Raw genomic sequence first — 23,753 nt, 5'->3', positions numbered from 1 at the left:
GCACCGGCGACGCCGGTGAGCATCGGTTCGATATTTTGCGTGTCAACCACACACGCGTCGGCTGGCACCGAATGGGGCCAAGAAAGGGTTCATCCGCCGAAAAGCACCATGCCCAGCAGCACGAGCAACTGGATCTGCACGATCGTGGTCAGCTCACGGTGCGTGGCGGCGAAGTTGTTGCGGAGGGTTTCGACATGCTCGGGATCGTCGTTGGCGGTGAGCAGGGCGTCGGTCGCGCCTGCGGCTCTTGGGCGGACCCGCAACAGGCCATAGATCAACACGGCCGCCGCGCCCAACAACAGAGCCGTCGCGACGCCGAGTCGGATGTACGCGCCGCTGTCGGCCCCGGTCCGCAGCGCGAGTCCCCACCGTCCGAGCACGGCGAACCCCAACAACAACGCCGCGAACCCGCCGATCCGCAGCACGACATGCGCGAGGGTGTCGACGAGCACGCCGTTGAGTACGCCGGCATGTTCGCCGGCAAGTTCCGCACTGAGCAGTCGCGGCATGGTCGGGTCGTGACGGTTGACCTCGGCGAAGAGCGCCGGCAGCGCGACGACGAACACGAGCGTTGCCCCGCCCCATGCGGTGAGCCCGATCCAGTAGACGATTTGCACGAGCTGTTCGGGCATGCGGCTTCACAGTAGTGGCGACCGCGACCATTCGGCGTTGGGCCGGGTCCAATCGGTGCGACCGTCGGCGTGGATGTCGCGCTTCCACACGGCGAGGTCGGCCTTGAGCGTGTCGATGAGCCAGCGACATGCGTCGAACGCTTCGGCCCGGTGGGGCGTGGCGACGCCGACGAAAACCGACGCCTCGCCGGACGGGACGTTGCCCAGGCGATGGACCAACGCGAGCCGCTCGATCGGCCAGCGATCCGCGGCGGTGTCGGCGAGGTCGTGGAGTTGTTTGACAGCCATGTCGGCGTGGGCTTCGTAGTCGAGCGCGATGATGTCGCCTTCGGCCCGCGTGACGCCGATGAACATGCACACGCCCCCGGCGGTGGGTGCGTGGAGATCGGCCGCGAGGGACGCGGTGTCGATCGGTTCGTGGCTGAGCGCGATGTGCCGCACGGGTCAATGGTACGGAACTCCACCAAGCCGTGGCTTTCGATCATCCGCCGCTCACCGGCGGGATTAGCGCGACCTCGTCGCCCTCGGCGATCACCGTATCGTCGTCCGCGTACTCGAGATTCACCGCCACGGCGTACGTCCCGGGCAGCGCCCGCTTGATGTCGGCGACAGTCGTGATGTCGTGGAGTTCGACCCACGCCCCGTGCTCGTCGCACAGTGGCCCGAAGCACCGCACCCGCAGCGTCACGTTCGCCCCACGATGGCGATGCCGGCCTTCTCCGCGGCGGCGATCACGGCCGGCTTTTCGAGCATCATCGTCCGGCCCGCTTCGAGCACGAGACAACTGCACCGCGCGGCCGCCAGGTTCGCGATCGTGTCGGTCCCGACGCAAGGCACGTCGAACCGCGGGTCCAGCGTCGCGTTGGCGACTTTGACCAGCGTCCAGCCGCTGCCCCGGCAGAGTTCCCCGGCACGGGCGATCATCGCGTTGGTGCCCTCGACCGCTTCCACCGCCAGCACGTCCAGCTCCCGCACGGCCAGTGCCTGCCCGACGTCGTTGGTCGAGAGCATCTTTGCCAACGGCCAGCCGAACTCGATGTCCGCAAGCTGGGCCTCGCTGGGCCCGCGCGTGGTGAGCAGCCCCTCGGTGGTCAGGTGCTCGGTGCTGTAGGTGGTGGTGTCGATCAACGTGATGCCCTTTTCGGCCAGGGTGTCGGCGACCGCGCCGAGGATGGCGAAGTCACGTTTGTCCGTGCGGAGTGTACCGGCGAGCAGCTTGATCGCCGCGAGGTCGGGCACGTACTGAAAGTACCGCCAGCGGGAGTGGACCTGGTTCTTGGCCACGCGGCCGACCATGATCGCCTCCTCGCATCCGTGTCGGCGGAGCAGCGACGCCCACGCACCGAGCCGCAGCACGCCGACCCGTTGGAAGACGTCGACTTTTTCGGCGAGGGATTCGTCGGCATGTCGGCCGAGCCCGGCACAAATCACCGGCCGCCCGGCCGCCTTCGCCCCGGACGCGACAAGGTGTGGAAACACGCCTTCTCCCGCAATAAGTCCGAGCGGTTGCACGGCACCAGTGTACGGAAACTCATGCCCGCGGGCACGGTGTCGGCCAACGGTCACATTTCGAGCACCGTCGAAGCCCGCCCGATCCGGTCACGCACCGCATCCCACGCGGGGCCGTCCGGGACGGCCTCGATCAAAATCGCGCTGCAAGCCGGCACGTCGAGCTTGCGGAGCGTCGCGTACAGGTACTGCCCGAACTTGCCGGGGTCCGCCGGCATTTGGTGGACCTTGTGCGTGCGCTTGGCGGCCTTGCGGATCGGCTCGAACTCCCGGCTTGGACGCGTGAGCAGCACCTCGATCTTTTGACCCTCCCGCGCTGCCAGCCAATCGACGACGGCGGCACGGTCAGTGAACCGGTAGGTCGGCGTGGCGGGGGCGTAGTGACGGGCGGCCGTGCCGGGCGAGGGCGTGGCCGATTCGCCGAGCGGGCCGACGACGTTGGCGATTTGTTCGGCGGTGATGGTGCCGGGGCGAAGGATGGCGGGCGTTTCGCCGCTGCAATCGATGATGGTCGACTCGATGCCGACACCGCACCGGCCATCGAGGATGACCGAAACCGCGTCGCCAAGATCGGCGGCAACGTGCCTGGCGAGGGTCGGCGAGATGTGCTCGGAGCGGTTGGCCGACGGGGCGGCGATCGGGCCGGCGAAGGCGCGGAGCAGGTCGAGAGCGACGGGGTGGTCGGGGACGCGCAGGCCAACCGTGGGGCCGCTGGCGGTGGCGAGGTCGCTGATGGTGTCGGCCTTGGGAACGACGATCGTGAGCGGGCCGGGCCAGAACGCGTCGGCGAGCTTCGTGGCGGCGTCGGGCCACGATGCGGCGGCACGCTCGGCCCCGGCGACCGACTCGACGTGGACGATCAGCGGGTTGGTCGCCGGCCGCCCCTTGGCGTCGAAGATCCGTTGCACCGCCGCGTCGCGGGTCGCATCCGCGCCCAGCCCGAACACCGTCTCGGTCGGGAAGGCGACTAGTTCGCCGCGCCGCAACGCCGCCACCGCTGTCTCGATTTCGCTCACGAACAAGGGTAGCCATCGTGTAAATGTACGGTATATGTTTGTGTCATGCCCGAACTCCCCGACGCCCTCCCGCACGCGCCCGGCCACCGCCGCGGGGCCGGGCTCAACCCGGCCAATCGCTTCGAGTCCGCCCGGTTCTTCCTCGACGGCGACGAACTCGACCGCCAGCACACCGACGGCGAACGTGCCGACCCCAAACGCATCTCGCTCACCGTCTATCCCGACGCGACCCAGACCATCATCAACCGCGTCCAGAAGACCTCCGACATCCCGTTCGACTGGACCGTCAACCCCTACCGCGGCTGCGAGCACGGCTGCATCTACTGCTTCGCCCGGCCGTATCACGAGTACCTCGGCTTCAGCAGCGGGCTCGATTTCGAGACGAAGCTCGTGGCCAAGCACGATGCCCCCGACCTGCTCAAGCGCGAGCTCGGCAAGCCGCGCTGGAAGGCCGAGCACATCGTCATGTCGGCGATCACCGACGTCTACCAGCCGATCGAGGCGAACCTGCAACTCACACGGCGTTGCCTGGAGATCATGGCCGAAGCGCGCCAGCCGGTGAGCACGATGACCAAGGGCGCGCTCGTGCTCCGCGACATTGATCTTTGGCAGGAACTCGCACGGCACGACGCCGGTCGGGTGACGGTGACGATCGTGACGCTCGACGCGCAGCTCGCGAAGAACCTCGAACCCCGCGCGGCCGCACCGGCCCAGCGGTTACGCGTGATCCGCAAGCTCGCCGACGCGGGGATTCCGGTGACGGTGAACATCGCGCCGGTGATCCCCGGGCTGACCGACGTGGAGGTGCCACGGATTCTGGAAGCGATCGCCGACGCCGGCGCGACGGGCGTGGCGTGGGTGTTGCTGCGCTTGCCTTATCAGATCAAGGCGTTGTTTCTCGACTGGCTGCAGACCCATGTGCATCCCGACCGCGCGAAGCATGTCGAGTCACTCCTTCGACAAGCGCACTTCGGCAAGCTTTACCATGCCGCCAGCAAACGCGGTCGTGGCCGGGGTCCGATCGCCGAGCAAATCGCGCGGAACTTCGCGGTGTTCAAGCGACGCTACCGCTTGGACAACGCCCACGCGCCGCTGAGCAACGCGGCCTTCCGTCGGCCGGGTGGGCAGATGTCGTTCGGATGGTGAGGTGTCGCTCGCATTCACATTTGCTAGCGTTTGGTTATCCTCGCGCTCATGCGCTGGACCCTGCTTGCAACCGTGTTGATGTCGCTGGTGGTTGGCTGTGAGAAGAAGCCGACGATCGCCCCTCCGCCGACGTTTGAGATCACCGAGTACGCCGGGACGTGGTTGCGTTCGGACAAGGCGGTGGCGTTCGTGGCCCACGAGCCGTACCCGCGGGTGTTGGTTTTCCGCGCGCTCAACGGCGAGAACGCGATCCTCACCGCCGAACACCCGTATGCCGGCATCCGCACCTGCGTGCTCGACCCGGTGCAGACCGAGAACTGGAACCTCGCGAACCTTCAGCCGGCACAGGTTGCCGGCGCGACGGGCGATAGCGTGCGCATCATCGCCGAGCCGGATGAGAAATCGCAGTTGCAGAACGCGCTCGATGTCCAACTCGGCGAGAGCGAGGACGGCCTGCCGCAACTGACCATCCTGCACCGCCTGATCAACACCGGCACCGACGCGCGTGAGATGGCCGCGTGGTCCATCGCGTCGATCCCCAACGGCGGCACGATGACCACCGACTACACGTTGCAGATCGGCGAGGAGAACGGCCAGCCGCGTCTGCTCCGCCGCATCGGTTACTTCATGAATGCGGACCCGCGTCACGGCAGCTACGAGTACGGCGACAAACAGTTCACGATCCACACCGACGTCCCGCAGGAGGGCAGCTCCAAGGTCTTTCTCTTCAGCCCCGACGGCACGGTCGAGTACCGCGGCACCGATGGCACCGTTCTCACGAGCGTCGGTCCGAGCAGGGAAGGCGTGTATCCCGAAGGCGGGTTCAACGTCACGTTTTACCGCAACTGGTCGCCGACCGATCCGGACTGGCACTACACCGAACTCGAGCATGTCGGCCCGTTGCAGGTCGTCGCTCCCGGGAGTGCCGCCACGCTCGAGCAGGTCATCACGCTCGGCGAGCCGACGATCACCCCCGCGAACGTAGCCGAAGAAGCGACCGACGCCGCTGAAGAAGCGGTCGAAGAGGTTGTCGATGATGCGTCAGAGTAATCCGCTCATCTGAAGCGATCGGCGATCTGTGCTACGGTGCGTCGCATGCTCGAACTGCGTGGCGTTTCCAAGTCGTACGCCAACATCCATGGTCTCGATCTCGAAGTGTCGGTGGGTAAGACGCTCGCGCTGCTCGGCCAGAGCGGTTGCGGGAAATCGACGCTGTTGCGGATGATGCTGCGTCTCGTAGAGCCGGACGGCGGCGAGGTGTTGTTCGACGAGAAGCCGGTGACGCCGAATAACGTCGAGTCGGTCCGGCGTCGCGTCGGCTATGTGATTCAATCCGGCGGGTTGTTCCCGCACCTGACCGCCGCCGACAACGTCACGCTCCTGGCCCGTCGGATCGGTCACAAGGCGATCGGGCCGCGCACGCGGGAGCTGGCCGAGCTCGTTCATCTGCCCGGTGAATTGCTCGATCGCTACCCCGGCGAACTCTCCGGCGGTCAGCGACAACGCGTCGCGCTGATGCGGGCGTTGATGACAGACCCGGACGCGTTGCTGCTCGACGAACCCTTGGGCGCGCTCGACCCGATCATCCGGGCCGACTTGCAACGTGATCTGCGGGAGATCTTCCGTTCGCTCGGCAAGACGGTCGTGATGGTGACGCACGATCTGGCCGAGGCGGCGTATTTTGCCGACGAGGTCGTGTTGATGCGCGACGGTTCCATCGTGCAACGCGGCACGCCGGCCGACCTCCGTGAGCGGCCCGCCGACGACTACGTCAAAGCGTTCATCAACGCCCAACGCCTCACCCACGAAACGGAGGCGGCGTGATGCGACGACTTTGGCTTTTGTTGATCGTGTTCGTGATCGGTTGCGATGCCGCCGATGATCCGGTCGCGGTCGGGAGCAAGACGTTCGCCGAGTCGGCGATCCTCGCGTCGATGCTTGACGAACTGGCCGACGAGGCGGACGTCGATGCCGAACTACGCAGCGGCCTCGGCGACAGCATCATCTGCTTCAAGGCCCTTGAACGCGGCGAGATCGACGCGTATCCCGAGTACACCGGCACGCTCATCGCCGAACTGCTTGCGGGGGAGGACGTGACCGAAGCGAACCTCGAAGCCGTTCTTGCCGAGCGCGGTCTTGGCATCGCGGCACGCGTCGGGTTCAACAACACCTATGCCATCGGCGTTCGGCGCGATGTCGCCCAAGCACGCGGGTTACGGACCATTTCCGACCTGCGCGATCACCCCGATCTTCGCTTCGTGGTGTCGACGGCGTTCCTCGATCGGCCCGACGGTTGGCCCGGTTTGTCGGCGACATACGGACTGTCACAGACGGACGTCCGCGGGCTCGACCACGCCCTCGGCTACGCCGCGCTCAACAACGGCGGTGCCGACGCGATCGACGTGTACGCGACGGATGCGGAAATCGCCGCGTACGACTTGGTCGTGCTCGAGGACGATCGCCGGCACTTTCCGGTCTACGACGCCGTGGTGCTCTACCGGCTCGACATGGACCAACGTCATCCCGGTGTCGTCGCTCAGTGGCGACGCATGGACGGGTTGATCGACGCGACGACCATGTCCGCCGCGAACAAGCGGGTTGTGATCGACAAGCAGCGTGAAGCGGCGGTTGGCGCCGAGGTGATCGCCGAACTCCTGAACCTCGACCGCGACGCACAGCCGCTGGAGCGGACGACAGCGATTCAGGTGCGTGAGATCCTCGGCTGGACGGGTTGGCACTTGCTGCTCACGCTCGTGCCGATGGCCGGTGCGATCGTGATCGCGATTCCGTTGGGTATCGCCGCGGCGAAGAACCCGACGCTGGGCGCGGTCGTCCCGGGCGGGGTCGGGGTCATCCAAACGATCCCGTCGCTGGCGCTTTTGATCCTGTTCATTCCCCTGCTGGGTTTGGGCTTCTGGCCAGCGGCGTTGGCGCTGATGCTCTACGCCTTGCTGCCGATCGTACGAAACACGCAAGCGGGGATCGCTGGCATCGCGCCGGACCTAGTCGAGTCGGCGCGGGCGTTGGGTCTGTCGCCGGGCGATCGGTTGCTGCGTGTGGAACTGCCGCTGGCGTTGCCGAGCATCCTCGCGGGGATCAAGACGAGCGCGGTGATCACGGTCGGCTTCGCGGTGCTGGGCGCGTTCGTCGGGGCTGGCGGATACGGCGAGCCGATCTTTCGCGGACTGCGGACCGACAACACCGCGTTGATGCTCGAAGGCGCGATCGCGTCGGCGGTCTTGGCGCTGCTGGTCAGTGGGCTGTTTCGCGTGCTCGAGCGGTTGATCGTCCCGCGCGGGTTGCAGCGGTGAGCGGTCAGGCGACCTTGGCCGGTTCGTGTGCGGTGAGGAGTTTGCGCATCTGGTCGCTCACACGCGGGGCGTGGATGTCGTCGTCGTTCGCGGCAAGCTCGTCACAGCGCAGGCTCAACTCGCCGTGGCCGACCTCGTAGACGCCGATGGCCTTCGCACCCACGGCGCGCAGCCGGTTCTGATCGACCTGGACAACGTGCATGACGACGTACTTCACGAACAGCGGCCCGGTGGTTTCGCTGGGCAGGTGCAGCAGGAACGAATCTCCGCGCCGCAGGTGTTCGGTCATCACCAAGCGCACCCCGCCCCAGCTCAGGTCAGTGACGTTGGCACGCAGGCGTTCGTAGCGGTAGCCCTCGTCATCGCAGTGGACGCGGATGAGGTTGGCCCACGCCCGCAGGCCGACGCGCGGTTCGGTACGTCGCAGGGAAGTTTTGTCCCCTGTGGTGTCGCCGTTGAGCTGCGACACGATCGAGCGATAAAGGAGGGCGTTCAGTTGCACGACACTTCGTTTGGGCCCTGAGTCGGCCGTTGGTCCCCGAAAACTGCGGCCATGTCCGAACACATTTTGGACATGCGACAATTTGCGTATCGACCAGTTGCGACGGGTGCATTGTGAATGCCACACCGGATCAAGTGGTTCCGAGAATCAATACGTCTTGGCCGAGTTCTGACCATCGGTCTTTTGGCCTATGCGGCCTCGGAGCTGATCCCGTGAAGAGCGAACTGGCGGAGCGTGTCACTGAGGCGTGGCATCTCGGCCGCGGCGTGGGGCGCTGGGGCCGAGCGGATCGGCGGGGCGTCGAACACCTCGATCACTTTGGCTCCGACGCGATAAAGGGTGCTGCTCGCTAGCGGAAGACAATGCATCACGCTGTAGCGGATGAGCAGGGGTGTATCGACACCGGTGCCGTCGCGCGGGAGAAAGAGCACGAACGTCCCACCGTGAGGGAGTTTGACCGGCAGCACCAGGCCCACCCCGCCCCAGGCGATGTCGGTAATCGTGACCTTGATCGGCTTGCCTTGACCGGTGTCGTCGCAGAGTTCGGGCAGAACATGCGCCCAGGCGCGGAGCCCGACCCTTGGCTCGGTCCGGTCGGCGATATCCCGCTTGGACGCGCCATAGCCGCTGAGCTGCTGACTGATTTGCTGAAAAACTTCGGCGGTTAAACGCATGGGCATCCCCGGTACAAGCGAACTTCAGTTTGTATCCCCAAGCCGTCGAGCGGCACATGTGGAGCATCGGCTTTCGGACGTTGACGGATTGCGTCCGTTTGCGATGAATCGATAAATCTACCTGTTTTGGCGTTAGTTGTTTATCGTTGATCCTCTCCTGACTTCCGCGATAGTCGTCGATTATGGACTGGTCCTCTTCACGCAATCTTGAGAACATCGGAGAAGATCGACTGCCGCCAATGCGGCGGTCGGGGCCGGCCCGCATCCTCTTCCTCACGGCCAACACCTTCGGCACCAAGACCGTCGCCGAGCACCGTCAGCGCCATGCCGCCAAGCGGGACGACGTCGATGCCGTGACGCTCTACCTGCAGAACTCGTTCCCGATGAAGGTTGCCAGCAAGCCGATCCGCGCGCTCAAGGGACTGGACCTTGCGCCCGTTCGGCGCCGGCGTGTTTGGGAGTCGGTCTTGTGGAAGTGGTTCAACGGTCCGCTGGACCTGCGCCGGTTCGATGTCGTGCTCAGCGACACGAGCACGTTTGCCAACGCCCAGACCCGCTGGGCCCGGCAGCGTCCGGACCATCCGATCGTGCGGTCGATCATGACCGACATCATCTCGACCGTGCATCATCGCCTGACCGAGCCGACCGACCAGCCCGCCCGGCCGCTCAACTGGGCCAACCGCAAGCTCATCGCTTATGACGCGCCGAACTGGGAGGGGCTGGGCTTGGCGGTGGCGTGGAGCCAATGGCTTTCCGATGCGATCGTGCGTGACACGCCGGCGACGGCGGAGCAGATGATGGTGCTCCCGCCGCCGGTGGTGATCCCGCCGCGCGAACTCATCGAGCAGCAACGGGCCGAGCGTGCCAAGGCGATCGCCGAAGGCGACTTGGTCAAGATCATCTTCGTCGGCCAGGACTTCAAGCGCAAGGGCGGCGAGCGGTTGGTCCGCTGGCACCAGGAACACTTCGCCGATCGGGCCGAGCTGCACATCATCAGCGGCTGGGCACCACCGATTACCGGCAAGAACCTCGTCATGCACGGCTCGGTGCCCAATGACAAAGTCGTCGGCGAGCTCGTGCCCGGCTCGGACCTCATGGTGATCCCGACGTTTCACGACACCTGCCTGGTCGTGCTCGGCGAGGCAGGGGCGGCGGGCGTGCCGGCGATCAGCAGCCACATGGCCGGCGTTCCTGAGATGCTGCCGCACGGGATCACCTGCCCGTTCGACGACGAGTCGGCGTTCGTCACGGCGATGCGGAACCTGATCGATAACGCCGAAGAGCGCACGACGCTGGGCATGAAGTCCCGCGACGCCGCCGAGCAGCGCCTCGACTCGGAAACAACGTTCGACCCGCTCTACGACCGGCTCGTTGCGCTGGCCGATCAGTTGCCGGCGTCCGGCTGATCGAGGCGTTCGAGCAGGTCAGCGATGGCCGCGTCGAGCTGGCGGTCGTTGTCGTTCACCTCGTCGTCGGGGCTTTGCACGATCTGGATGTCGGGCACCGCGCCGTTGAGTTCCATGTCGGTCCCGTCGGGCAGGTACCAGCCGCGGAAGGGCAGGCGGACGCGTGTGCCGTCGAGCAGCGAGGTGCCGCCGGTGGAGATGACGCCGCCGGCGGTTTCGTTGCCGACGAGCGTGCCTCGGCCGAGCGTCTTGAACGCATGGCTGACGATCTCGGCATTGGAGAAGGACTTCTCGTTGGCGAGCATGTTGATCGGCAGGTCGTACCGCTGAATGAACAGGCGGTCGTGGGGGTAGCCGTCGGTGGGGCGACCTTCCATGCCGCGCGGAATGGTGTAGGCGTGCGACGGGTACATGATCGACGCGAGGAGTCGGTCGGTGGTCCAGCCGCCGCCGTTGTTGCGGACGTCGATGAGCAGGCCGGCTTTGCCGTTCGCGGCGGCGTAGAGGTCGCGCTCGAACTCATCGAGGGAGTTCTGATCCATGCCGCGGATGTGGATGTAGCCGAGCTTGCCTTCGGACTTCTCTTCGACGTAGGCACGGTTGGCCCGCTCCCATGCCTGGTAAGCGAGGACGCGCAATCGGTCGAAGCTCGTGGGCGTGAGGATGACCTGGCCGGACTTCTCGCCACGGGTGACGTCGATGAGCGTCTCTTCGCCGACGGTGTTGGCCAGCAGCTTGCGGAGGGTGGTGTCGGGGGTGAGCGGGACGCCGTTGACGGCGGTGATGCGGTCGCCGACTTCCAGTGCGAAGCTGCCGACGTCCGCCGGGCCGCCATCAAGGATCTCGGTCACGACGGCGGCGTCGCCGTCGCGCTCCGTCGTGATGCCGAGCCGGCCGTAGCGGACGAACGCGTCGTCGCTGGGCCGGGGTGAGAAGATGCCCAGGTGCGAGGCGTTGAGGTGTCCGATGAACCGGTTGGCGACATGATCGAACTCGCCATCGGTGACCGCGGCGGCGGCGAGCTTGCGGTACTGCTCGGCGCGCTGGTGCCAGCCGGCGTCGATGCGGTCACCGTCGTAGAACATACCGCCGAGTTCCTTGATGGCGACGTCGAACTTCAACGCGTTGAACTCGGCGGGGTCGAGCCGCAGCGTGTGGTCCAGCGGCATCGGCGTGGCATCGCCGCGCGGCAGGCCCAGCTCCACCGCCCGGCCGTTGTCGATGACGATCACCGCGCCGCCGTCGGCGGTGAGGTGTTGCATGCTGACGTTGCCAGCGATGCGTCGGGGATCGTCACCACGCTCGAGCAGCATGAGATCACGGCCGACGCGGTAGAGGATGCGGCTGCCGTCCGGGGTGAGGGCGACATCGCGTTCGTCGTCGGTGCTGCGCGTGATGCGGGCGAGGCGGAGGTAGGCGTCGTCGAGTTCGAGGTCGGGCGCGTCTTCTTCGACGGATTCCTCAGCCGGCGCGGTTGCCGGTTGGGTTGCCGGCTGCGTGGCGGGTTGGGTCGTCGGCGTGAGGTCCGGGACCGGCGGGGTCTTGGCCGATCCGACCGCTTTGGCCGCGTCGTCGAAGTACGCGTCGAGCTCGACCGGCGAGAGCGCTTCCATGTCCTCGTCGAGCCAGACTTGCCAAACGTCGTACTGGTCGGCGGTGCGCGACGAAAGGAACGCGAGGATCTTCCCGTCGGCACTGATTTGCGGGACGTACTCGTCGTCGGGGTGACGCGTGAGGTTGACCGCATCGGCCCCGTCCTCGAGGTCGAGGTGCCAGATGTCGGCGTTGTAATTTTTGTCCTCGGTCACGTACAGCACCGCGCCGCCGTCGGGCATCCACCGGTACGAGAGGGTGTCGCTCCAACCGTCGAGCAGGACGGTGTCTTCGCCGGTGATCAGGTCGCGCACGACCAGGTCGCCGACACCGCGGTGCCAGAGCAGTTGCGTGCCGTCGGGCGAGGGGACCGGGGCCCGTGCGCCGGCGTCGTCGATGACGACGGTTTCGATGTCGAACCGTAGGGCTGCGGAGAAGTCGGGGGCTGGCTCGGCGTCGGGCTCTTCTTCGGCTTCGACGTTGGCGTCATCTTCGGCCGGCTCTGTCGTTGGTTGCGTGGCGGGCTGAGTCGCCAGAGCGGTCGTCGGCCGGGTGGTCGGTTCTTCCTCGATAGCTTCTTCTTCGATCGGCTCCTCCTCGACCGGCTCGTCGTCCAGTGACGCCCGCACGTCGTCGATCGTGAGCCCCGGCGTCGCGGCAAAGATCGTGTCGACGCCGCCGTCGTGGCCGGTGAAGTACAGCCGCCCACCGTCGGGGCTCCACGCGAGATCGCCGTACACGCCCATGTCCGTGGTGACCCGGCGGGTCGGCGCACGCTCCGCAGTGCCACGGATGAAGACCTGCCCGTAGGCGACGACGGCCAATGCGTTGCCGTCGGGCGAGAGAGCGGCTTCGCTCGCTTCGCGGGAGACGTTCACCACCCGCACGTCGGCGCCGACATCGGCCGCGGCGTTGATCGCAATCGGCTGCGAGCCGCCGTCGAGGCTTGCGGTGAACAACCGTCCGAACCGGCTGAACACGACCGTCCCACCGCCGACCGCAACGTCCTCGACATCCATCGCGCCGTCGGTCAGTTGCCGAAGTTCCACAATGGCGGTGCCTGCCGCGTCGAGCGTGGCAAGGTGCAGTTGTGTCGTGCCGGTGCGTTCGGATAGCAGGACGAAACTGTCGTCGTCGACCCAAATCGCGCGGCCGTCATTGCCGCGTTGCGTGGTGAGCTGGTGGAACGTTTCGGCTTCAACGTCGTAGAGCCAAACGTCGCGGGTGTCGGGCCCGGTGTTGCCGCGTCGGTCCCAGCCGTCGTTGCCGCGGGTGAAGAGGATGCGCTTTCCGTCGGGCGACATCTGCGGGTGTTCGCCGAACGCGCCGGTGAGACGCTCGAGGTCGCCCGGGCCGTCGAGATCGATCTGGTACATGCGGCGAGCGCGGTACACGTCCGGCTCGGCGTAGCTGCTGACGAGCGCCTTACCCCCCGCGACGTCGGCGAGGTGCAGGAATCGGTCGTCGAAAGTCAGTTGCGTTGGTACGCCGCCGTCGGCGTCGAGCGCGAAGAGATTGCGTCCGCCGGCACGGTCGGACTCGAAGACGATCGTGTCGTCGTCGGTCCACGCGCTGCCGAGGTCGGCGGCGGGGTGTGCGGTGAGGCGGACGGCCTCGCCGCCGGCGACCGGTGCTTTCCAAAGATCGCCACGCCAGGTGAACGTCACCGTCTGCCCGTCCGGCGAGACGGCGGGCTTGCGGGCGAGATCGACATTGCCCAGGTCGACCCCCTCATCAGCAACGGGCACGGCGGGCTGGGCGAGTACGGCAGCGAGGATGAGCGAAAGCATTGCCGCAAGGTTATCCTGCCCGAATGCGATTGGCCCTGGAACATCCCGCGTTGCACTTCGACGGCGTGCTCGGTGTGGAGATCGGTGACGACGAGCACGGCGGTTTCGTCCGACCGTGGCGGGTGTCGTTCGAGCGTTGGATGATGTTTCCGAACCTCGCGACCGAGCCGCTGGCGGTCGGCGAGATGCCGATGAAACCGAGCCACCTGGCCAGTGCCGGTGCGGGGATTCGCCTGACGTTTCGCACGGACAGCACGACGCTGCGGTTCCGCGCCATCGATCCAATGACGCCCCTGTCGCAACTGGTCGTTGACGGACGGCATGTCGGTGACGGCTTCGAGTTCGACGGGCTCGACCCGGCGATGAAAACGGTCGAGCTTTGGCTCGGCCAACTCTCGGATTTGAAACTCCGCGGCATCGACATCGACGACGGCGCGACCGTCGAAGCACGCACCGACGATCGGCCGCGCTGGCTCACCTATGGCTCGTCGATCACGCATGGCACCGACGCGTCCAGCCCGCTGACCGCGTGGCCGACCGTGGTCGCGCGGGAGAACGACCTGCACCTGATCAATCTCGGCATGAGCGGCAACTGCTATCTCGAGATCAACATGGCCCGGCTCATTCGTGACACACCGGCCGACTTCATCACGCTGTGCCTGGGCATCAACGTCTACGGCGACCCCCGGCTCAACCGAACAACCTTCCCCGCGGCCGTTGCCGGCTTGGTCGAGATCATTCGCGAAAAACACACCGACACGCCGCTCACGCTCGTCGGCCCGATCAGTTCACCGCCGCGCGAGGACGAGGTCGGCGGGTGCGGGATGACGCTGAATCAGTTGCGTGATCACGTCCGCGAAACCGCGGCGTTGCTGGGCGAGCGGTACGTGGATGGACGGGAGCTGATCGGGCCGGGGGACATGGCCGGGATGCCGGACTTGTTGCACCCGAACGACGGCGGCAACGCGCTGCTGGCCGAGCGTTTCGCGGCGAAGGTGCTGGCGCCGATGCGAACGCCGTGGTTGTCGACCAAGGGCACGCAACGCGTCGGAGAGGTCGGCTTACTCGATCCGGCCGCGGCCCGGCACCTGCGCGATACGCCGACCGAGAAGATCACGTTGCCCATCGGCCGCGAAGTCTGGGAGACGGCGGGGTTTGACGTGCGCACCTTGCGGCCCGCGGTGATCGGGTTCATCGAGCTGATCCGCGAGAAGCAGGCCGTGCCGATCGAGGTGGTGTTGCCCGAGGGGGGCTCGGAGACGAACGCCGCGGGGTTGTCCCTCGATGCGGTGCGGCTCGAGATCGAAGCCGCCGTGGCAACGCTGCAGGACGCCGGGGATCAGGCGGTCGCCATCTGCGGCTGATCGAACAGCTTGTCTTCCTCGATCGCCCCCTCGAAGTGGGCGACCGTCGTCGCGCCGACGCTGTCGGACCAGATGTTTACCGTCGTGCGGCCCATGTCGAGCAGACGATCCACGCTCCAGAGCAGGGCGGTCAGCTCCAACGGCAGCCCGACCGCTTGGAAGATGATCACCATCATCACCAGCCCCGCCGACGGAATACCGGCCGCGCCAATGCTGACCATCAACGCCAAGGCGACGATGATGAGTTGATCGAAGATCGTGATCGTGAAGTCGGTCCCCGGTAGCGCCGCGTAAAGCTGTGCGACAAAGAGGACCGCGACGATTTCGTAGAGCGCGGTGCCGTCCATGTTGATCGTCGCCCCGAGCGGGAGGACGAACGAGCCGACTTCGTTTTTCACGCCGACGTTGTCACGCAGCCGTTCCATCGTCAGCGGCAGCGTGCCCGAGGACGATGCAGTCGAGAAGCCGGTGAGCAGTGCCGGCACCATCGCGCCCATCATCTTGTACGGGTTGCGTTTCGTGAAGAGCCAGAAGATGAGCGGCAGCGTGACGAACCCATGGACCGAGAGGGCGAGTGCGACGGTGACGACGTAGCCGATGAGATCGAGGAAGACGCCGATGCCCGAGAGCGCGACGAGCTCGGCGACCAGTGCGAGGATGCCGATCGGCGCGAGCCAGAGGATCGCGATGGTGATCTTCATGATCGCCGCCATGAGGGCGTGGAAGAAGTTGGCGATCAGCTCGCGGTGATTGGCGGCGATGAAAAGTGTCGCGATGCCCAGCGCGATGGCGGTAAAGATGACGCCGAACAGATCGCTGTCGGCCGCGACGCCGACCGGGTTGCTCGGGAGCATGTTCAACAGCGTCTGCCACAAGCCTTCGGGCTCCTTGAGCGTCGGCGACTCGCCCAGCGGCAACGCGAGCCCATCGGTCCACTTGCCCGGCTGCAACGCATTGACCAGGACGAGCCCGGTCAGGATCGCGACCAGCGATGTCATCATGTACCAGCCAAGCGTCCGCAGCCCCAGCCGTCCAAGACGCGACGGATCACCCAGGCCCAGCACGCCGGTCACGAGTGACACGAACACCAGCGGCACCACGATGAACCGCAGTAGCTTGAGGAATGCGTCGGCGAGGAAGCCGACGAAGCCGCCGAGGGTCGTGTCGGCGAAGATGTCGGCCCGCGCGGACTGGATGTCCTTGGCGAGTACCGCTTGTTTCTGCTCGGTGAGCCCCGCGCCGGTGACGTCGTTGAGCGCGCCGAGCCGGGCGAGTTCCTCGCGCATGCCGTCGTCGCGGTTGATGACGGTTTGGGCCGCGACGGCTTCGGCGGTTTTCTCGCGAACGCGGAGGCGTGCCTCCTCCGCCGCGGCCGATTCCGACAACCCTTCGGCGCGTAGCTCCTCGGTCACGGCACGCAGCCGGCTTTCGTCGAGTTCGACCTCGGCCGCGTCGATCAACGCCTGGGCCGCGATGCGTTCGTAGTAGTGCCCGTGCAACAGCGCGCCGAGCAGCACGCCCAAGGCGATGCCGATAAATACCCACCAGTGCATGCGGAGACCGAACATCTGACCGATGCTACGCCAACGCGCTTCGAATGTTCGGCGGCATCGTTTTCCGCGGCAGGGTTGGTGGAGCCACGGTCGGCGGACGGTTACGCCCTCGGCGGCTCGTCGGATACACTCCCGGCATGGCCGAGCCGCACGACCAAGCTGCGCCCACGCAAACGCTCCTGCTCGCCGCCGGACAAGATTGTCCGGGCATTCTCGACGCGATCACCGAGCACCTCTCGGCCCAAGGCGGGCAGGTGGAGGAGATGAAAGTCACCCGGCTGCGTGGGATCGTCGCCTTGGTGTTGTTGTTTACCGCCGACGCCGACGCACTCGAACGTATCCGTGGCGGTTTGCCGTACCTGTCCGAGCGGACGGAGATGGACATCACCCTCCGCAAGGCCGGCGACGCATCGCATGCGACACGCACGATGCGGCTCGTCGCCGACGGGCCCCGGGAGGTGCATTTGCTTAAGGAGGTGAGCAACCTGACCCGCGTGCTCAACGTGAACATCACCGAGGCCAGCGCCGAGATCAGCACGCCGGGCCGGCAACGCGTCGACCTCACCATCGACCTGCCCGGCGATGTCGCTCCCGAGAAGTTTCACGAGTTGCTCGGCCAACTCCTCGACCATCACGGCGCGAGCTGGGAACTGGTGAGCATGTGACGTGCTACCGTGCGGGATGTCCAAGGAGCTTGAAGAGTCCACGATCGCGGCGATCGATTTCGGCAAGCTGACCAAGATCGCCGCGGCCGGTTGCCAGGTGGTGCCGGTGGTCCTGCAAAACGCCGAAAGCGGCGACGTGCTGTTCGTCGGTTACGCCAACGAAGCGGCCCTGCATGAGACGCTCAGCACCAAGCAAGCCGTCCTCTGGAGCACCAGCCGAAATGTCCTGTGGCGCAAAGGTGCCACCAGCGGCGACGTCCTGCACCTGGTCGATGTCCGGGTCAACTGCGAGCAGAACTCATTGCTCTACCGCGTCAAACCCGCCACCCCCGGTGTGTGCCACACCAAAGGTGCCGACGGCAACACACGCTCGACGTGCTATTACCGGAAGGTTGGCGCAGAGAGTGAAGGCGTGTCGTTGGTATTTGTGGACGGGATGAAGTGAGCCGCGTTGCTACGCAACGCTGGAGTATCGCACCTGCGGTGGCGTTCGCACGTTCGAACCACCAGCGTTGCGGAGCAACGCGGCTCAAAACTTCCACGTCTCGCGCTTCGGGTGCTGCGCCAACTCCCCAAGCACTGCGTCCTTGCGCCCGCCGGTGACGGCGAGCCAGTCGGGGCCGTAGATGTTTTGCTGGCCGTCCCAGTTGCCGGCGCTTGACTCGCCGATGCGCTATCGGTCTTGATTCGTGAACTCGTTGTCTTCGAGTGGGTCGTATGCATCGTCGATCACCAACCGTGTGCTTGCGAGGCGCCTTTCGTAACCGACCTCGACATCGTGGGGGTCAACGTGGTCCGGAGTGAGAGTGCCGGTGATGCTGATCAAATCCGGACGTGCTCCGGGCAAATCATGCGGTTTTCGACCGTTGATGTAGATTTGCCAGACACCGACCGAAGCGCGGTATCGACGCCGGCCGTCGCCGCGCACATCGAACAGGACGACCAGGCCGTCCGAGGTCCACACCGGCTTGTATCGTGAGCTCTTTGTTCTCAGCCAGCGGAGAAACTCGTCGACAGAATTGAAGAATTGGCGACCCTCCTCGCCTTGGGCAAATGGGCGACCGCGTGGGGTGGCCATGAATTTCGTCGTGTCGCCGTAGATTCCGAGCGAGCCGTACCAACGAGTGCTGCGCGGCTTGAGCCGACCCGACTGGCGTTCGTTATCCCACTCGTAGGTTCGCCGTGTGCCTGCGCCAGCGGTGATCTTGATCGTGCCATAGGCGTTGGTGGCGTTGATTTGATCCCCCTCGTTCATGACCGTTTCGGTGTACGGGCGCAGGTCGCCACCCTTGCCGACCTCCGGGACCAAGGTCATCAGGGCGAGTGGTCCCCAACCGCTGCCGCGAGACGGTGCCGGCTCAGGTTTGGACTGACACGACACCGCGGCGAGCAATAGCAGCAACGGCAGAAAACGCATGCCGACAACTTGCGGAATCAGTATGCCCACGTCTCGCGCTTCGGGTGCTGCCCCAACTCCGCAAGCACCGCGCCCTTGAGCCCACCCGTCACCGCGAGCCAGTTGGGGCCGTAGATGTCTTGCTGGCCGTCCCAGTTGCCGGCCCAGCCGTCGGATTCTTCGAGGATGACCGGCATGGGGGCGCAGTCCCAGGGGGCGATCTTCGGGTCGAGCATCAGGTCGGCGCGGCCGGTGGCGACGAGGGCGTAACCGAAGGCGTCGCCCCAGCCGCGGTTGAGTTTGGCGCGGTCGGCGAGGCTGCGATACGCGTCGGAGCGGTCGATCACGCGGGTGATGCTGCCGGCGAGGATCGTCGCGTCCTCGATCCGCGTTACGTCGCTGCATTTACACCGCCCGCCGTTGAAGTATGCCCCTTCGCCGCGGGCGGCGCAGATCGTTTCGCCCAGGGCCGGCATGTGGATGACGCCGACGTCGATCCGGCCGCGGACTTCCAGGCCGATGAGCACGCCGTAGAGCGGGACGCCGTGGATGAACGACTTGGTGCCGTCGATCGGGTCGATGATCCACTTGAAGTTCGGATCGCCCGGGGCATCGGGGTGTTCCTCGCCGACGATGGTGTGGGTCGGGAAGTGTTTGGCGAGATAGTCCCGGACGACATGCTCGGCCTCGCGGTCGGCGATCGTTACCGGCGTGTCGTCCGATTTCTCATCGACCTCGACTCCGGCGTTGAAGTACGCCAATGTCCGCTTGCCCGCCTTGTGGGCGGCTTCGACGGCGACGGACTGGGCGAGACGGAGGTCAAGGTCGGCCATGCCGCCACGGTAGGCGATTACGACCATGGGCGGACATCGGTGTCGTAGTCGTCGTCGATCTCGTCGTCTCCCTCGACATCGTCGTACTCGGGGTCGTAGGCATCGTCGTCTTCCTCGAGCGACTCGCGCCAGGGTTCATCCGCGTCGGCGGGCTGGCGGTAGCGGAGCCAGAAGATCACCGCGGTCCCAAATGCCAGCGGTCCAAGAAGCAGCCAGACCATGTCGCGAGTCTAGCGGTGACACGGGAACAACCCCTTGATGTCGTGGGAGGACGAAAAAGAAGAAAGAAAGGAAAGCGGTTGTCCGCCGATGTGGTCGGTCGCTAACATCCACCTAGTCACCCAGACGCCGACACGGGTCGCCTGAGCTTAGGTGCGGCTCGCGGAAGCGTGCGGATCGGTCCCGAATGCGGACGGCCGGTTCGTGTGATGTTCGAGACGTGTCGACCCCGCCGGAACCCGCTAACACATGGGCAACGGTGGGCTTCAAAACTGTATCCCCCACGGCGGGGCGGCCCGTATGCCGCCGAGTATGACCACCGCCGATTGACAACTTGGGACCCGACCGATGCTGCGGCCCTGAAACCCTGCTGCACCGTCGCCACGACCCGAACCCCGTTGCCTCATGCGCGTTCATGTACCTCCACACATGCCTCCCCGCACGATGATCAACATTCGTACCGACGGGAGCCAAAGTGGTTCGCTGAATCGGTGCATGCCCGGCGACGTGACGTAAGCCGCTGGGCAAAAACACAGTTACCACGGATCGACATCGCCGTCTTCTCCGCACCAACGCCAACCGCCCGGACGTTGAGTTTGTCCATGCGCTGGTGCGGAAGGATCCGTGATGCTCGAAATTTTAACCGCCATTACCGGCCTGCTCGGTGGCCTGATCATCGGTGCCGCCGCTGTCTATTTTTATCTGAACAAGTCCAACGACCATGCCTTGGCCCGCAAGCAGGCCGAGAACATGGAGCGGTGCAACACGCTCCTGGCCAATGCCGAAACGCGGGCCAAGGAGATCGAGGTGCTCGCCCGCAAGGACGCCATCGACCTGCGTGAGGAGGTCGACGTCGAGGTCGAACAGGAACGCAAAAAGCTCGACGAGATCGAAGCCCGCCTGGCCAAGCGTGAGGACACGCTCGATCTCAAGCTCGAAACGCTCTCCGTGAAGGAGCGCAAGCTCGACAACAAGGAACACAAACTCGAAGCCCGCCTCCAAGAAGTTCACGCGCTCGAGATCGAACTCGGACAGCGGAACAAGAAGCTCACCCAGGTCGAAGAGCAGCAGCATTCGGAGCTCATGCGGATCAGCGGGCTCAACGAGGAGCACGCCAAGCAGGTGCTCTTCGAGCGGCTCGAAAAGCAGTACGCCGCCGAGGCGGGTGATTTGGTGCGCAAGGCCGTCGAGAAGGCCGAGGACGAGGCGAAGAGCCGCAGCCGCGACATCCTGCTCAACGCCATCCAGCGGTACGCGAGTGCCCAGACCGCCGAGCACACGGTCAGCACGGTGGAAATCACCGACGACGCGATGAAGGGCCGGGTCATCGGCAAGGAAGGCCGCAACATCCGCACTTTCGAGAAGCGCACCGGCGTGGACGTGATCATCGACGACACCCCCGGCATCGTGGTGGTCAGCTGCTTCGATCCGGTCCGCCGCGAGGTAGCACGGGAGTCGATGCAACGGTTGGTCTCCGACGGCCGCATCCAGCCCGGCCGCATCGAGGAAGTCGTCGACGAAGTCGAGAAGGAGATGGAAGAAAATCTCGTCGAGATGGGCTCCAAGGCCGCCGCCGAGGCCCATGTGCCGAACCTGCCGCGGGTGGTCCTGCCCATGCTCGGCCGGCTGCACTACCGCACGTCCTACGGCCAGAACGTGCTCAAGCACTCCATCGAAGTCGCGTACATCTCCCAGATGATGGCCGACCAGCTCGGCCTCGACGGCACCGTCGCCCGCCGCGCCGGCCTGCTCCACGACCTGGGCAAAGCGCTCGACCACGAGATCGAGGGTGGTCACCCGCAGATCGGCCACGACGTGCTCAAACGCCACGGCGAAGCCGAGGAAGTCCTCAACGCCGCGCTGGGCCACCACGGCGATGTCCCGGCGACCACGCCGTACACGCCGCTGATCATGGCCGCCGACGCGGTCAGTGCGTCAAGACCCGGTGCCCGCCGCGAGAGCCTCGACCGCTACATCGCCCGGCTCACGGAGCTGGAGGACGTGTGCATGAAGTTCGACGGCGTCCGTCAGGCCTACGCCATCCACGCCGGCCGCGAGGTCCGCGTGATCGTCGACGCCCGCAAGGTCGATGACCGCACGATGGCCAAGCTCGCGCGCGACATGGCCAAGAGCGTCGAGGAAGAACTCCGCTACCCCGGCGAGGTCAAGCTGACAGTCTTACGCGAAGTCCGCACGACGGAGTATGCGCGGTAGGCGGCCGAGCAACGCACGGCGTCGCGCCTCTGTCATCCAAGCTTGTCGCGCTTCAGCAGGCCCGTCGCCCCTGCGATCATCAGCGGGATGAGCACCAGGTTCGCCGCCGCGGCGGTCGCAGCGTAGTTCTCGAACGTCAGCCCGCCCGGCCAACCGGCCGACGTCAGGTTGCGACTCGATGGCTCGACCTCGCTTTCGGTCAGCACGCTCAGAAACGGTACCTGCACCCGCAGCGCCATGAAGAATGCGTTGCTCAATCCCCAGTCCTCGCGGTTCGGATAGCCGCCGTCCGTTGGCCAGGGGTTGGGCTTCTCAAGTCTGCTGCGTGCCGGTCCAACCGAATGGGTCGGGCCGGCTTCCGCTTCCGCCGGCTGCACGAACACCAGCGGCCGCTCGACCGACTTGCGGCTCGAAAACACCGCCGTGCTCAGCAGCCAGAGCAACAGGTACGCCGTCACCAGCCGCTGCGGCCGAACGCCGTAGCCGACGAAGAAATCGAGCGCGAACATCCACAACCGCCGCAACGGCCCGCCACGCTGATCGGCCTCCGGCCGGATCCCGTCCGGCAACTCCCCACCCGGCCTTGGCTCCGAAGCCTCGCGCTTCCGCCGTGAAAGAAACACCTCGTCGGCCACCGGGTCGTTGCTCGTCTCCCGCAGCCAGCCCTCGACCCGTTGGTAGAACCCGGCACTGAACGGAAACGAGCGGTCGAGCAGCGTGAACAGTCCGTCGTCGTCACGGTTTGAGTTCACGCCGGGCAACGGCTGCTTGACGATCCAAAGCAGCAGACCGGCGTGTCCGACCAGTACGGCAAGCAACACCCAGCCGGCCGCGGACAGCCCGAACAGCATGCCGGCGAGTGTGACGACGAAGGCCCCAAGCAGGACCCGCGCCACGTCCCGCTGCGTGAGTGCCGGCCGCTTCTTGCCGCTGAGTTCCGCGCAGTCGAGCGTTTCAAACGTCAACCCGTCGACGCCGATCTGCGTCCGGGCCGCAGTCTCGGAACCGTTGCCGCAGTCGAGTTCGCCGCGTAGTTGCAGCGAGCCGCACTTCGCGGCGGAGAGGTCGACGTAGCTCGGCATCAGCACGCCATCGCCCCGCCCGAACTTCAAGTCGACCTGCTCGACTTCCGCATACGACAGGTCCACCTTCCCCCGCACCTGCGGGTATGGCTGCTCGGTCGACGCGTCGTTGAACACCCGCCCATGCACCTTCGCCGACCGCAGCGTCACGTCGCCGAGCACATGTGCCTGATCGAGATTCACCTCCCCGGTGACCTCCACGTCTTCCGCATAAACATCCCCCAGCACCCGCGACCCCTTGATCCAAAGCCGCCCCTCGATCCGCGCCATGTCAAGATCAATCGCCCGCTGACCATCCGAAAGCGGTTCGGCCTTGGCCGCTTCATCCCAATCGTCGAACGCCGGTTTCGAGCCGTCGGTCGACCGTCTGGCGAGTTTTTTCTCGTTGTCCGACGGCGATCGCGGTCCAACGACGCTGCCGCAAACGTCCATCTCGCCATGCACCTTCAGGTGGCGGGCGACGATCGGCCCGGTGACGCTGGCCGCGTGGATGTACAGCGGTCCGAAAACCTCGGCGAACGAAAGGTCGATCCCGCCGACATGCAGGTCACATGGCTTGACCGCCACGGGTGGCTCGGCCGATCCCGGCCGACCCCAAACAGTCCGCTTGCTTGTCGAGTTGCACCAGAGTCCGTCCCGCAGCTTCGCTGACGTTGCAAGAACTTTACCGATGAGCAATGTTCGATCCCGAATCAAGACCACACCGCCTATGTCGGCGGCGTCCATATCGACGGCCATCGAGCCTGGCTTGGCAAGGACGGTGGCGTTGTCGAAGGCGACTTGCCCGCCGACCTTGGCCCGCAGGTCAACGTATCCGGTGAGGTGGGTGCCGCTGCGGAAGAAGACCG

The 23,753-nt window shown here is 65.8% G+C and carries 22 protein-coding genes; 9 read left to right on the top strand and 13 right to left on the bottom strand.

Going from position 1 to position 23,753, the window contains the following annotated elements:
- Positions 1 to 89: 89 nt before the first annotated feature.
- Genes AAGD32_11835 through AAGD32_11815 form a run of 5 tightly spaced genes read right to left on the bottom strand, consistent with a single transcriptional unit; the run spans position 90 to position 3,157 of the window.
- A complete protein-coding gene (locus AAGD32_11835; protein ID MEM8874931.1) occupies positions 90 to 632 on the bottom strand; it encodes a hypothetical protein in 543 nt (180 codons plus the stop codon).
- A gap of 6 nt (positions 633 to 638) precedes the next feature.
- A complete protein-coding gene (locus AAGD32_11830; GenBank protein ID MEM8874930.1) occupies positions 639 to 1,073 on the bottom strand; it encodes a molybdenum cofactor biosynthesis protein MoaE in 435 nt (144 codons plus the stop codon).
- 40 nt (positions 1,074 to 1,113) lie between these two features.
- Complete coding sequence (locus AAGD32_11825) at positions 1,114 to 1,320, bottom strand: MoaD/ThiS family protein (protein ID MEM8874929.1); 207 nt, start codon at positions 1,318 to 1,320, stop codon at positions 1,114 to 1,116.
- The gene (gene lpxI / locus AAGD32_11820; GenBank protein MEM8874928.1) at positions 1,317 to 2,144 is read right to left on the bottom strand and encodes a UDP-2,3-diacylglucosamine diphosphatase LpxI; all 828 of its coding nucleotides are present in this window, start codon (positions 2,142 to 2,144) and stop codon (positions 1,317 to 1,319) included. Before lpxI ends, AAGD32_11825 begins: the two co-directional genes overlap by 4 nt.
- 50 nt (positions 2,145 to 2,194) lie before the next feature.
- A complete protein-coding gene (locus AAGD32_11815) occupies positions 2,195 to 3,157 on the bottom strand; it encodes an L-threonylcarbamoyladenylate synthase (GenBank protein MEM8874927.1) in 963 nt (320 codons plus the stop codon).
- Positions 3,158 to 3,202: 45 nt separating this feature from the next.
- Between AAGD32_11815 and AAGD32_11810 the strand changes: the two genes are divergently transcribed.
- The 4 genes from AAGD32_11810 to AAGD32_11795 are packed head-to-tail and all read left to right on the top strand — an operon-like array spanning position 3,203 to position 7,614.
- Complete coding sequence (locus tag AAGD32_11810; protein ID MEM8874926.1) at positions 3,203 to 4,303, top strand: PA0069 family radical SAM protein; 1,101 nt, start codon at positions 3,203 to 3,205, stop codon at positions 4,301 to 4,303.
- Between the two features lie 48 nt (positions 4,304 to 4,351).
- On the top strand, positions 4,352 to 5,353 hold the full coding sequence (locus AAGD32_11805; GenBank protein MEM8874925.1) for a hypothetical protein: 1,002 nt from the start codon (positions 4,352 to 4,354) through the stop codon (positions 5,351 to 5,353).
- Positions 5,354 to 5,398: 45 nt separating this feature from the next.
- Complete coding sequence (locus AAGD32_11800; GenBank protein MEM8874924.1) at positions 5,399 to 6,127, top strand: ATP-binding cassette domain-containing protein; 729 nt, start codon at positions 5,399 to 5,401, stop codon at positions 6,125 to 6,127.
- Positions 6,127 to 7,614: a glycine betaine ABC transporter substrate-binding protein gene (locus AAGD32_11795; protein MEM8874923.1), complete on the top strand. Its 1,488-nt coding sequence runs from the start codon at positions 6,127 to 6,129 to the stop codon at positions 7,612 to 7,614. Before AAGD32_11800 ends, AAGD32_11795 begins: the two co-directional genes overlap by 1 nt.
- A gap of 4 nt (positions 7,615 to 7,618) precedes the next feature.
- On the opposite strand, the gene AAGD32_11790 is transcribed toward AAGD32_11795, so the two are convergent.
- Both AAGD32_11790 and AAGD32_11785 read right to left on the bottom strand, forming a co-directional pair.
- The gene (locus tag AAGD32_11790; GenBank protein ID MEM8874922.1) at positions 7,619 to 8,116 is read right to left on the bottom strand and encodes a PilZ domain-containing protein; all 498 of its coding nucleotides are present in this window, start codon (positions 8,114 to 8,116) and stop codon (positions 7,619 to 7,621) included.
- A 188-nt stretch (positions 8,117 to 8,304) separates the two neighbouring features.
- On the bottom strand, positions 8,305 to 8,790 hold the full coding sequence (locus AAGD32_11785) for a hypothetical protein (protein MEM8874921.1): 486 nt from the start codon (positions 8,788 to 8,790) through the stop codon (positions 8,305 to 8,307).
- Positions 8,791 to 8,972: 182 nt separating this feature from the next.
- Between AAGD32_11785 and AAGD32_11780 the strand changes: the two genes are divergently transcribed.
- Positions 8,973 to 10,196, top strand: a complete 1,224-nt coding sequence (locus AAGD32_11780; protein ID MEM8874920.1) for a glycosyltransferase family 4 protein — start codon at positions 8,973 to 8,975, stop codon at positions 10,194 to 10,196.
- Here the strand turns inward: AAGD32_11780 and AAGD32_11775 are convergent.
- Entirely contained in the window at positions 10,175 to 13,579 is a 3,405-nt protein-coding gene (locus tag AAGD32_11775; GenBank protein MEM8874919.1) for a S41 family peptidase, read from the bottom strand. The genes AAGD32_11780 and AAGD32_11775 overlap by 22 nt on opposite strands.
- 23 nt (positions 13,580 to 13,602) lie before the next feature.
- Between AAGD32_11775 and AAGD32_11770 the strand changes: the two genes are divergently transcribed.
- Positions 13,603 to 14,943 carry a GDSL-type esterase/lipase family protein gene (locus tag AAGD32_11770; GenBank protein MEM8874918.1) on the top strand — a complete coding sequence of 447 codons (1,341 nt, stop codon included), beginning with the start codon at positions 13,603 to 13,605 and terminating at the stop codon, positions 14,941 to 14,943.
- On the opposite strand, the gene AAGD32_11765 is transcribed toward AAGD32_11770, so the two are convergent.
- Positions 14,919 to 16,511 carry a cation:dicarboxylase symporter family transporter gene (locus AAGD32_11765; protein ID MEM8874917.1) on the bottom strand — a complete coding sequence of 531 codons (1,593 nt, stop codon included), beginning with the start codon at positions 16,509 to 16,511 and terminating at the stop codon, positions 14,919 to 14,921. The two genes, AAGD32_11770 and AAGD32_11765, sit on opposite strands and share 25 nt — an antisense overlap.
- 122 nt (positions 16,512 to 16,633) lie before the next feature.
- Here AAGD32_11765 and AAGD32_11760 point away from each other — a divergent pair, with 122 nt between their 5' ends.
- Positions 16,634 to 17,161: an ACT domain-containing protein gene (locus tag AAGD32_11760; protein ID MEM8874916.1), complete on the top strand. Its 528-nt coding sequence runs from the start codon at positions 16,634 to 16,636 to the stop codon at positions 17,159 to 17,161.
- A gap of 16 nt (positions 17,162 to 17,177) precedes the next feature.
- A complete protein-coding gene (locus AAGD32_11755) occupies positions 17,178 to 17,606 on the top strand; it encodes a phosphoribosyl-AMP cyclohydrolase (GenBank protein MEM8874915.1) in 429 nt (142 codons plus the stop codon).
- 228 nt (positions 17,607 to 17,834) lie between these two features.
- On the opposite strand, the gene AAGD32_11750 is transcribed toward AAGD32_11755, so the two are convergent.
- Genes AAGD32_11750 through AAGD32_11740 form a run of 3 tightly spaced genes read right to left on the bottom strand, consistent with a single transcriptional unit; the run spans position 17,835 to position 19,611 of the window.
- Positions 17,835 to 18,578 (bottom strand): hypothetical protein, encoded by a 744-nt coding sequence (locus tag AAGD32_11750; protein MEM8874914.1) that lies wholly within the window; start codon positions 18,576 to 18,578, stop codon positions 17,835 to 17,837.
- A 17-nt stretch (positions 18,579 to 18,595) separates the two neighbouring features.
- Positions 18,596 to 19,390, bottom strand: coding sequence for an inositol monophosphatase family protein (locus tag AAGD32_11745; protein MEM8874913.1), 795 nt, complete (start codon positions 19,388 to 19,390; stop codon positions 18,596 to 18,598).
- A gap of 17 nt (positions 19,391 to 19,407) precedes the next feature.
- A complete protein-coding gene (locus tag AAGD32_11740; GenBank protein MEM8874912.1) occupies positions 19,408 to 19,611 on the bottom strand; it encodes a hypothetical protein in 204 nt (67 codons plus the stop codon).
- A gap of 625 nt (positions 19,612 to 20,236) precedes the next feature.
- Here AAGD32_11740 and rny point away from each other — a divergent pair.
- Positions 20,237 to 21,823: a ribonuclease Y gene (gene rny, locus AAGD32_11735; protein MEM8874911.1), complete on the top strand. Its 1,587-nt coding sequence runs from the start codon at positions 20,237 to 20,239 to the stop codon at positions 21,821 to 21,823.
- 32 nt (positions 21,824 to 21,855) lie between these two features.
- Here the strand turns inward: rny and AAGD32_11730 are convergent.
- Positions 21,856 to 23,753 (bottom strand): hypothetical protein (locus AAGD32_11730; GenBank protein MEM8874910.1); only part of this gene is annotated, 1,898 nt, incomplete at its 5' end.

The sequence above is a fragment of the Planctomycetota bacterium genome (assembly GCA_039182125.1).
GTDB lineage: Bacteria > Planctomycetota > Phycisphaerae > Tepidisphaerales > Tepidisphaeraceae > JBCDCH01.
This window is presented reverse-complemented; position numbering and strand designations above follow the sequence as displayed.

Coding starts and splice junctions, on each gene's coding strand:
- AAGD32_11835 (MEM8874931.1), bottom strand. CDS start 632: ATGCCCGAACAGCTCGTGCAAATCGTCTACTGGATCGGGCTCACCGCA.
- AAGD32_11810 (MEM8874926.1), top strand. CDS start 3,203: ATGCCCGAACTCCCCGACGCCCTCCCGCACGCGCCCGGCCACCGCCGC.
- AAGD32_11805 (MEM8874925.1), top strand. CDS start 4,352: ATGCGCTGGACCCTGCTTGCAACCGTGTTGATGTCGCTGGTGGTTGGC.
- AAGD32_11800 (MEM8874924.1), top strand. CDS start 5,399: ATGCTCGAACTGCGTGGCGTTTCCAAGTCGTACGCCAACATCCATGGT.
- AAGD32_11795 (MEM8874923.1), top strand. CDS start 6,127: ATGCGACGACTTTGGCTTTTGTTGATCGTGTTCGTGATCGGTTGCGAT.
- AAGD32_11785 (MEM8874921.1), bottom strand. CDS start 8,790: ATGCGTTTAACCGCCGAAGTTTTTCAGCAAATCAGTCAGCAGCTCAGC.
- AAGD32_11780 (MEM8874920.1), top strand. CDS start 8,973: ATGGACTGGTCCTCTTCACGCAATCTTGAGAACATCGGAGAAGATCGA.
- AAGD32_11775 (MEM8874919.1), bottom strand. CDS start 13,579: ATGCTTTCGCTCATCCTCGCTGCCGTACTCGCCCAGCCCGCCGTGCCC.
- AAGD32_11770 (MEM8874918.1), top strand. CDS start 13,603: ATGCGATTGGCCCTGGAACATCCCGCGTTGCACTTCGACGGCGTGCTC.
- AAGD32_11765 (MEM8874917.1), bottom strand. CDS start 16,511: ATGTTCGGTCTCCGCATGCACTGGTGGGTATTTATCGGCATCGCCTTG.
- AAGD32_11760 (MEM8874916.1), top strand. CDS start 16,634: ATGGCCGAGCCGCACGACCAAGCTGCGCCCACGCAAACGCTCCTGCTC.
- AAGD32_11755 (MEM8874915.1), top strand. CDS start 17,178: ATGTCCAAGGAGCTTGAAGAGTCCACGATCGCGGCGATCGATTTCGGC.
- AAGD32_11750 (MEM8874914.1), bottom strand. CDS start 18,578: ATGCGTTTTCTGCCGTTGCTGCTATTGCTCGCCGCGGTGTCGTGTCAG.
- AAGD32_11745 (MEM8874913.1), bottom strand. CDS start 19,390: ATGGCCGACCTTGACCTCCGTCTCGCCCAGTCCGTCGCCGTCGAAGCC.
- AAGD32_11740 (MEM8874912.1), bottom strand. CDS start 19,611: ATGGTCTGGCTGCTTCTTGGACCGCTGGCATTTGGGACCGCGGTGATC.
- rny (MEM8874911.1), top strand. CDS start 20,237: ATGCTCGAAATTTTAACCGCCATTACCGGCCTGCTCGGTGGCCTGATC.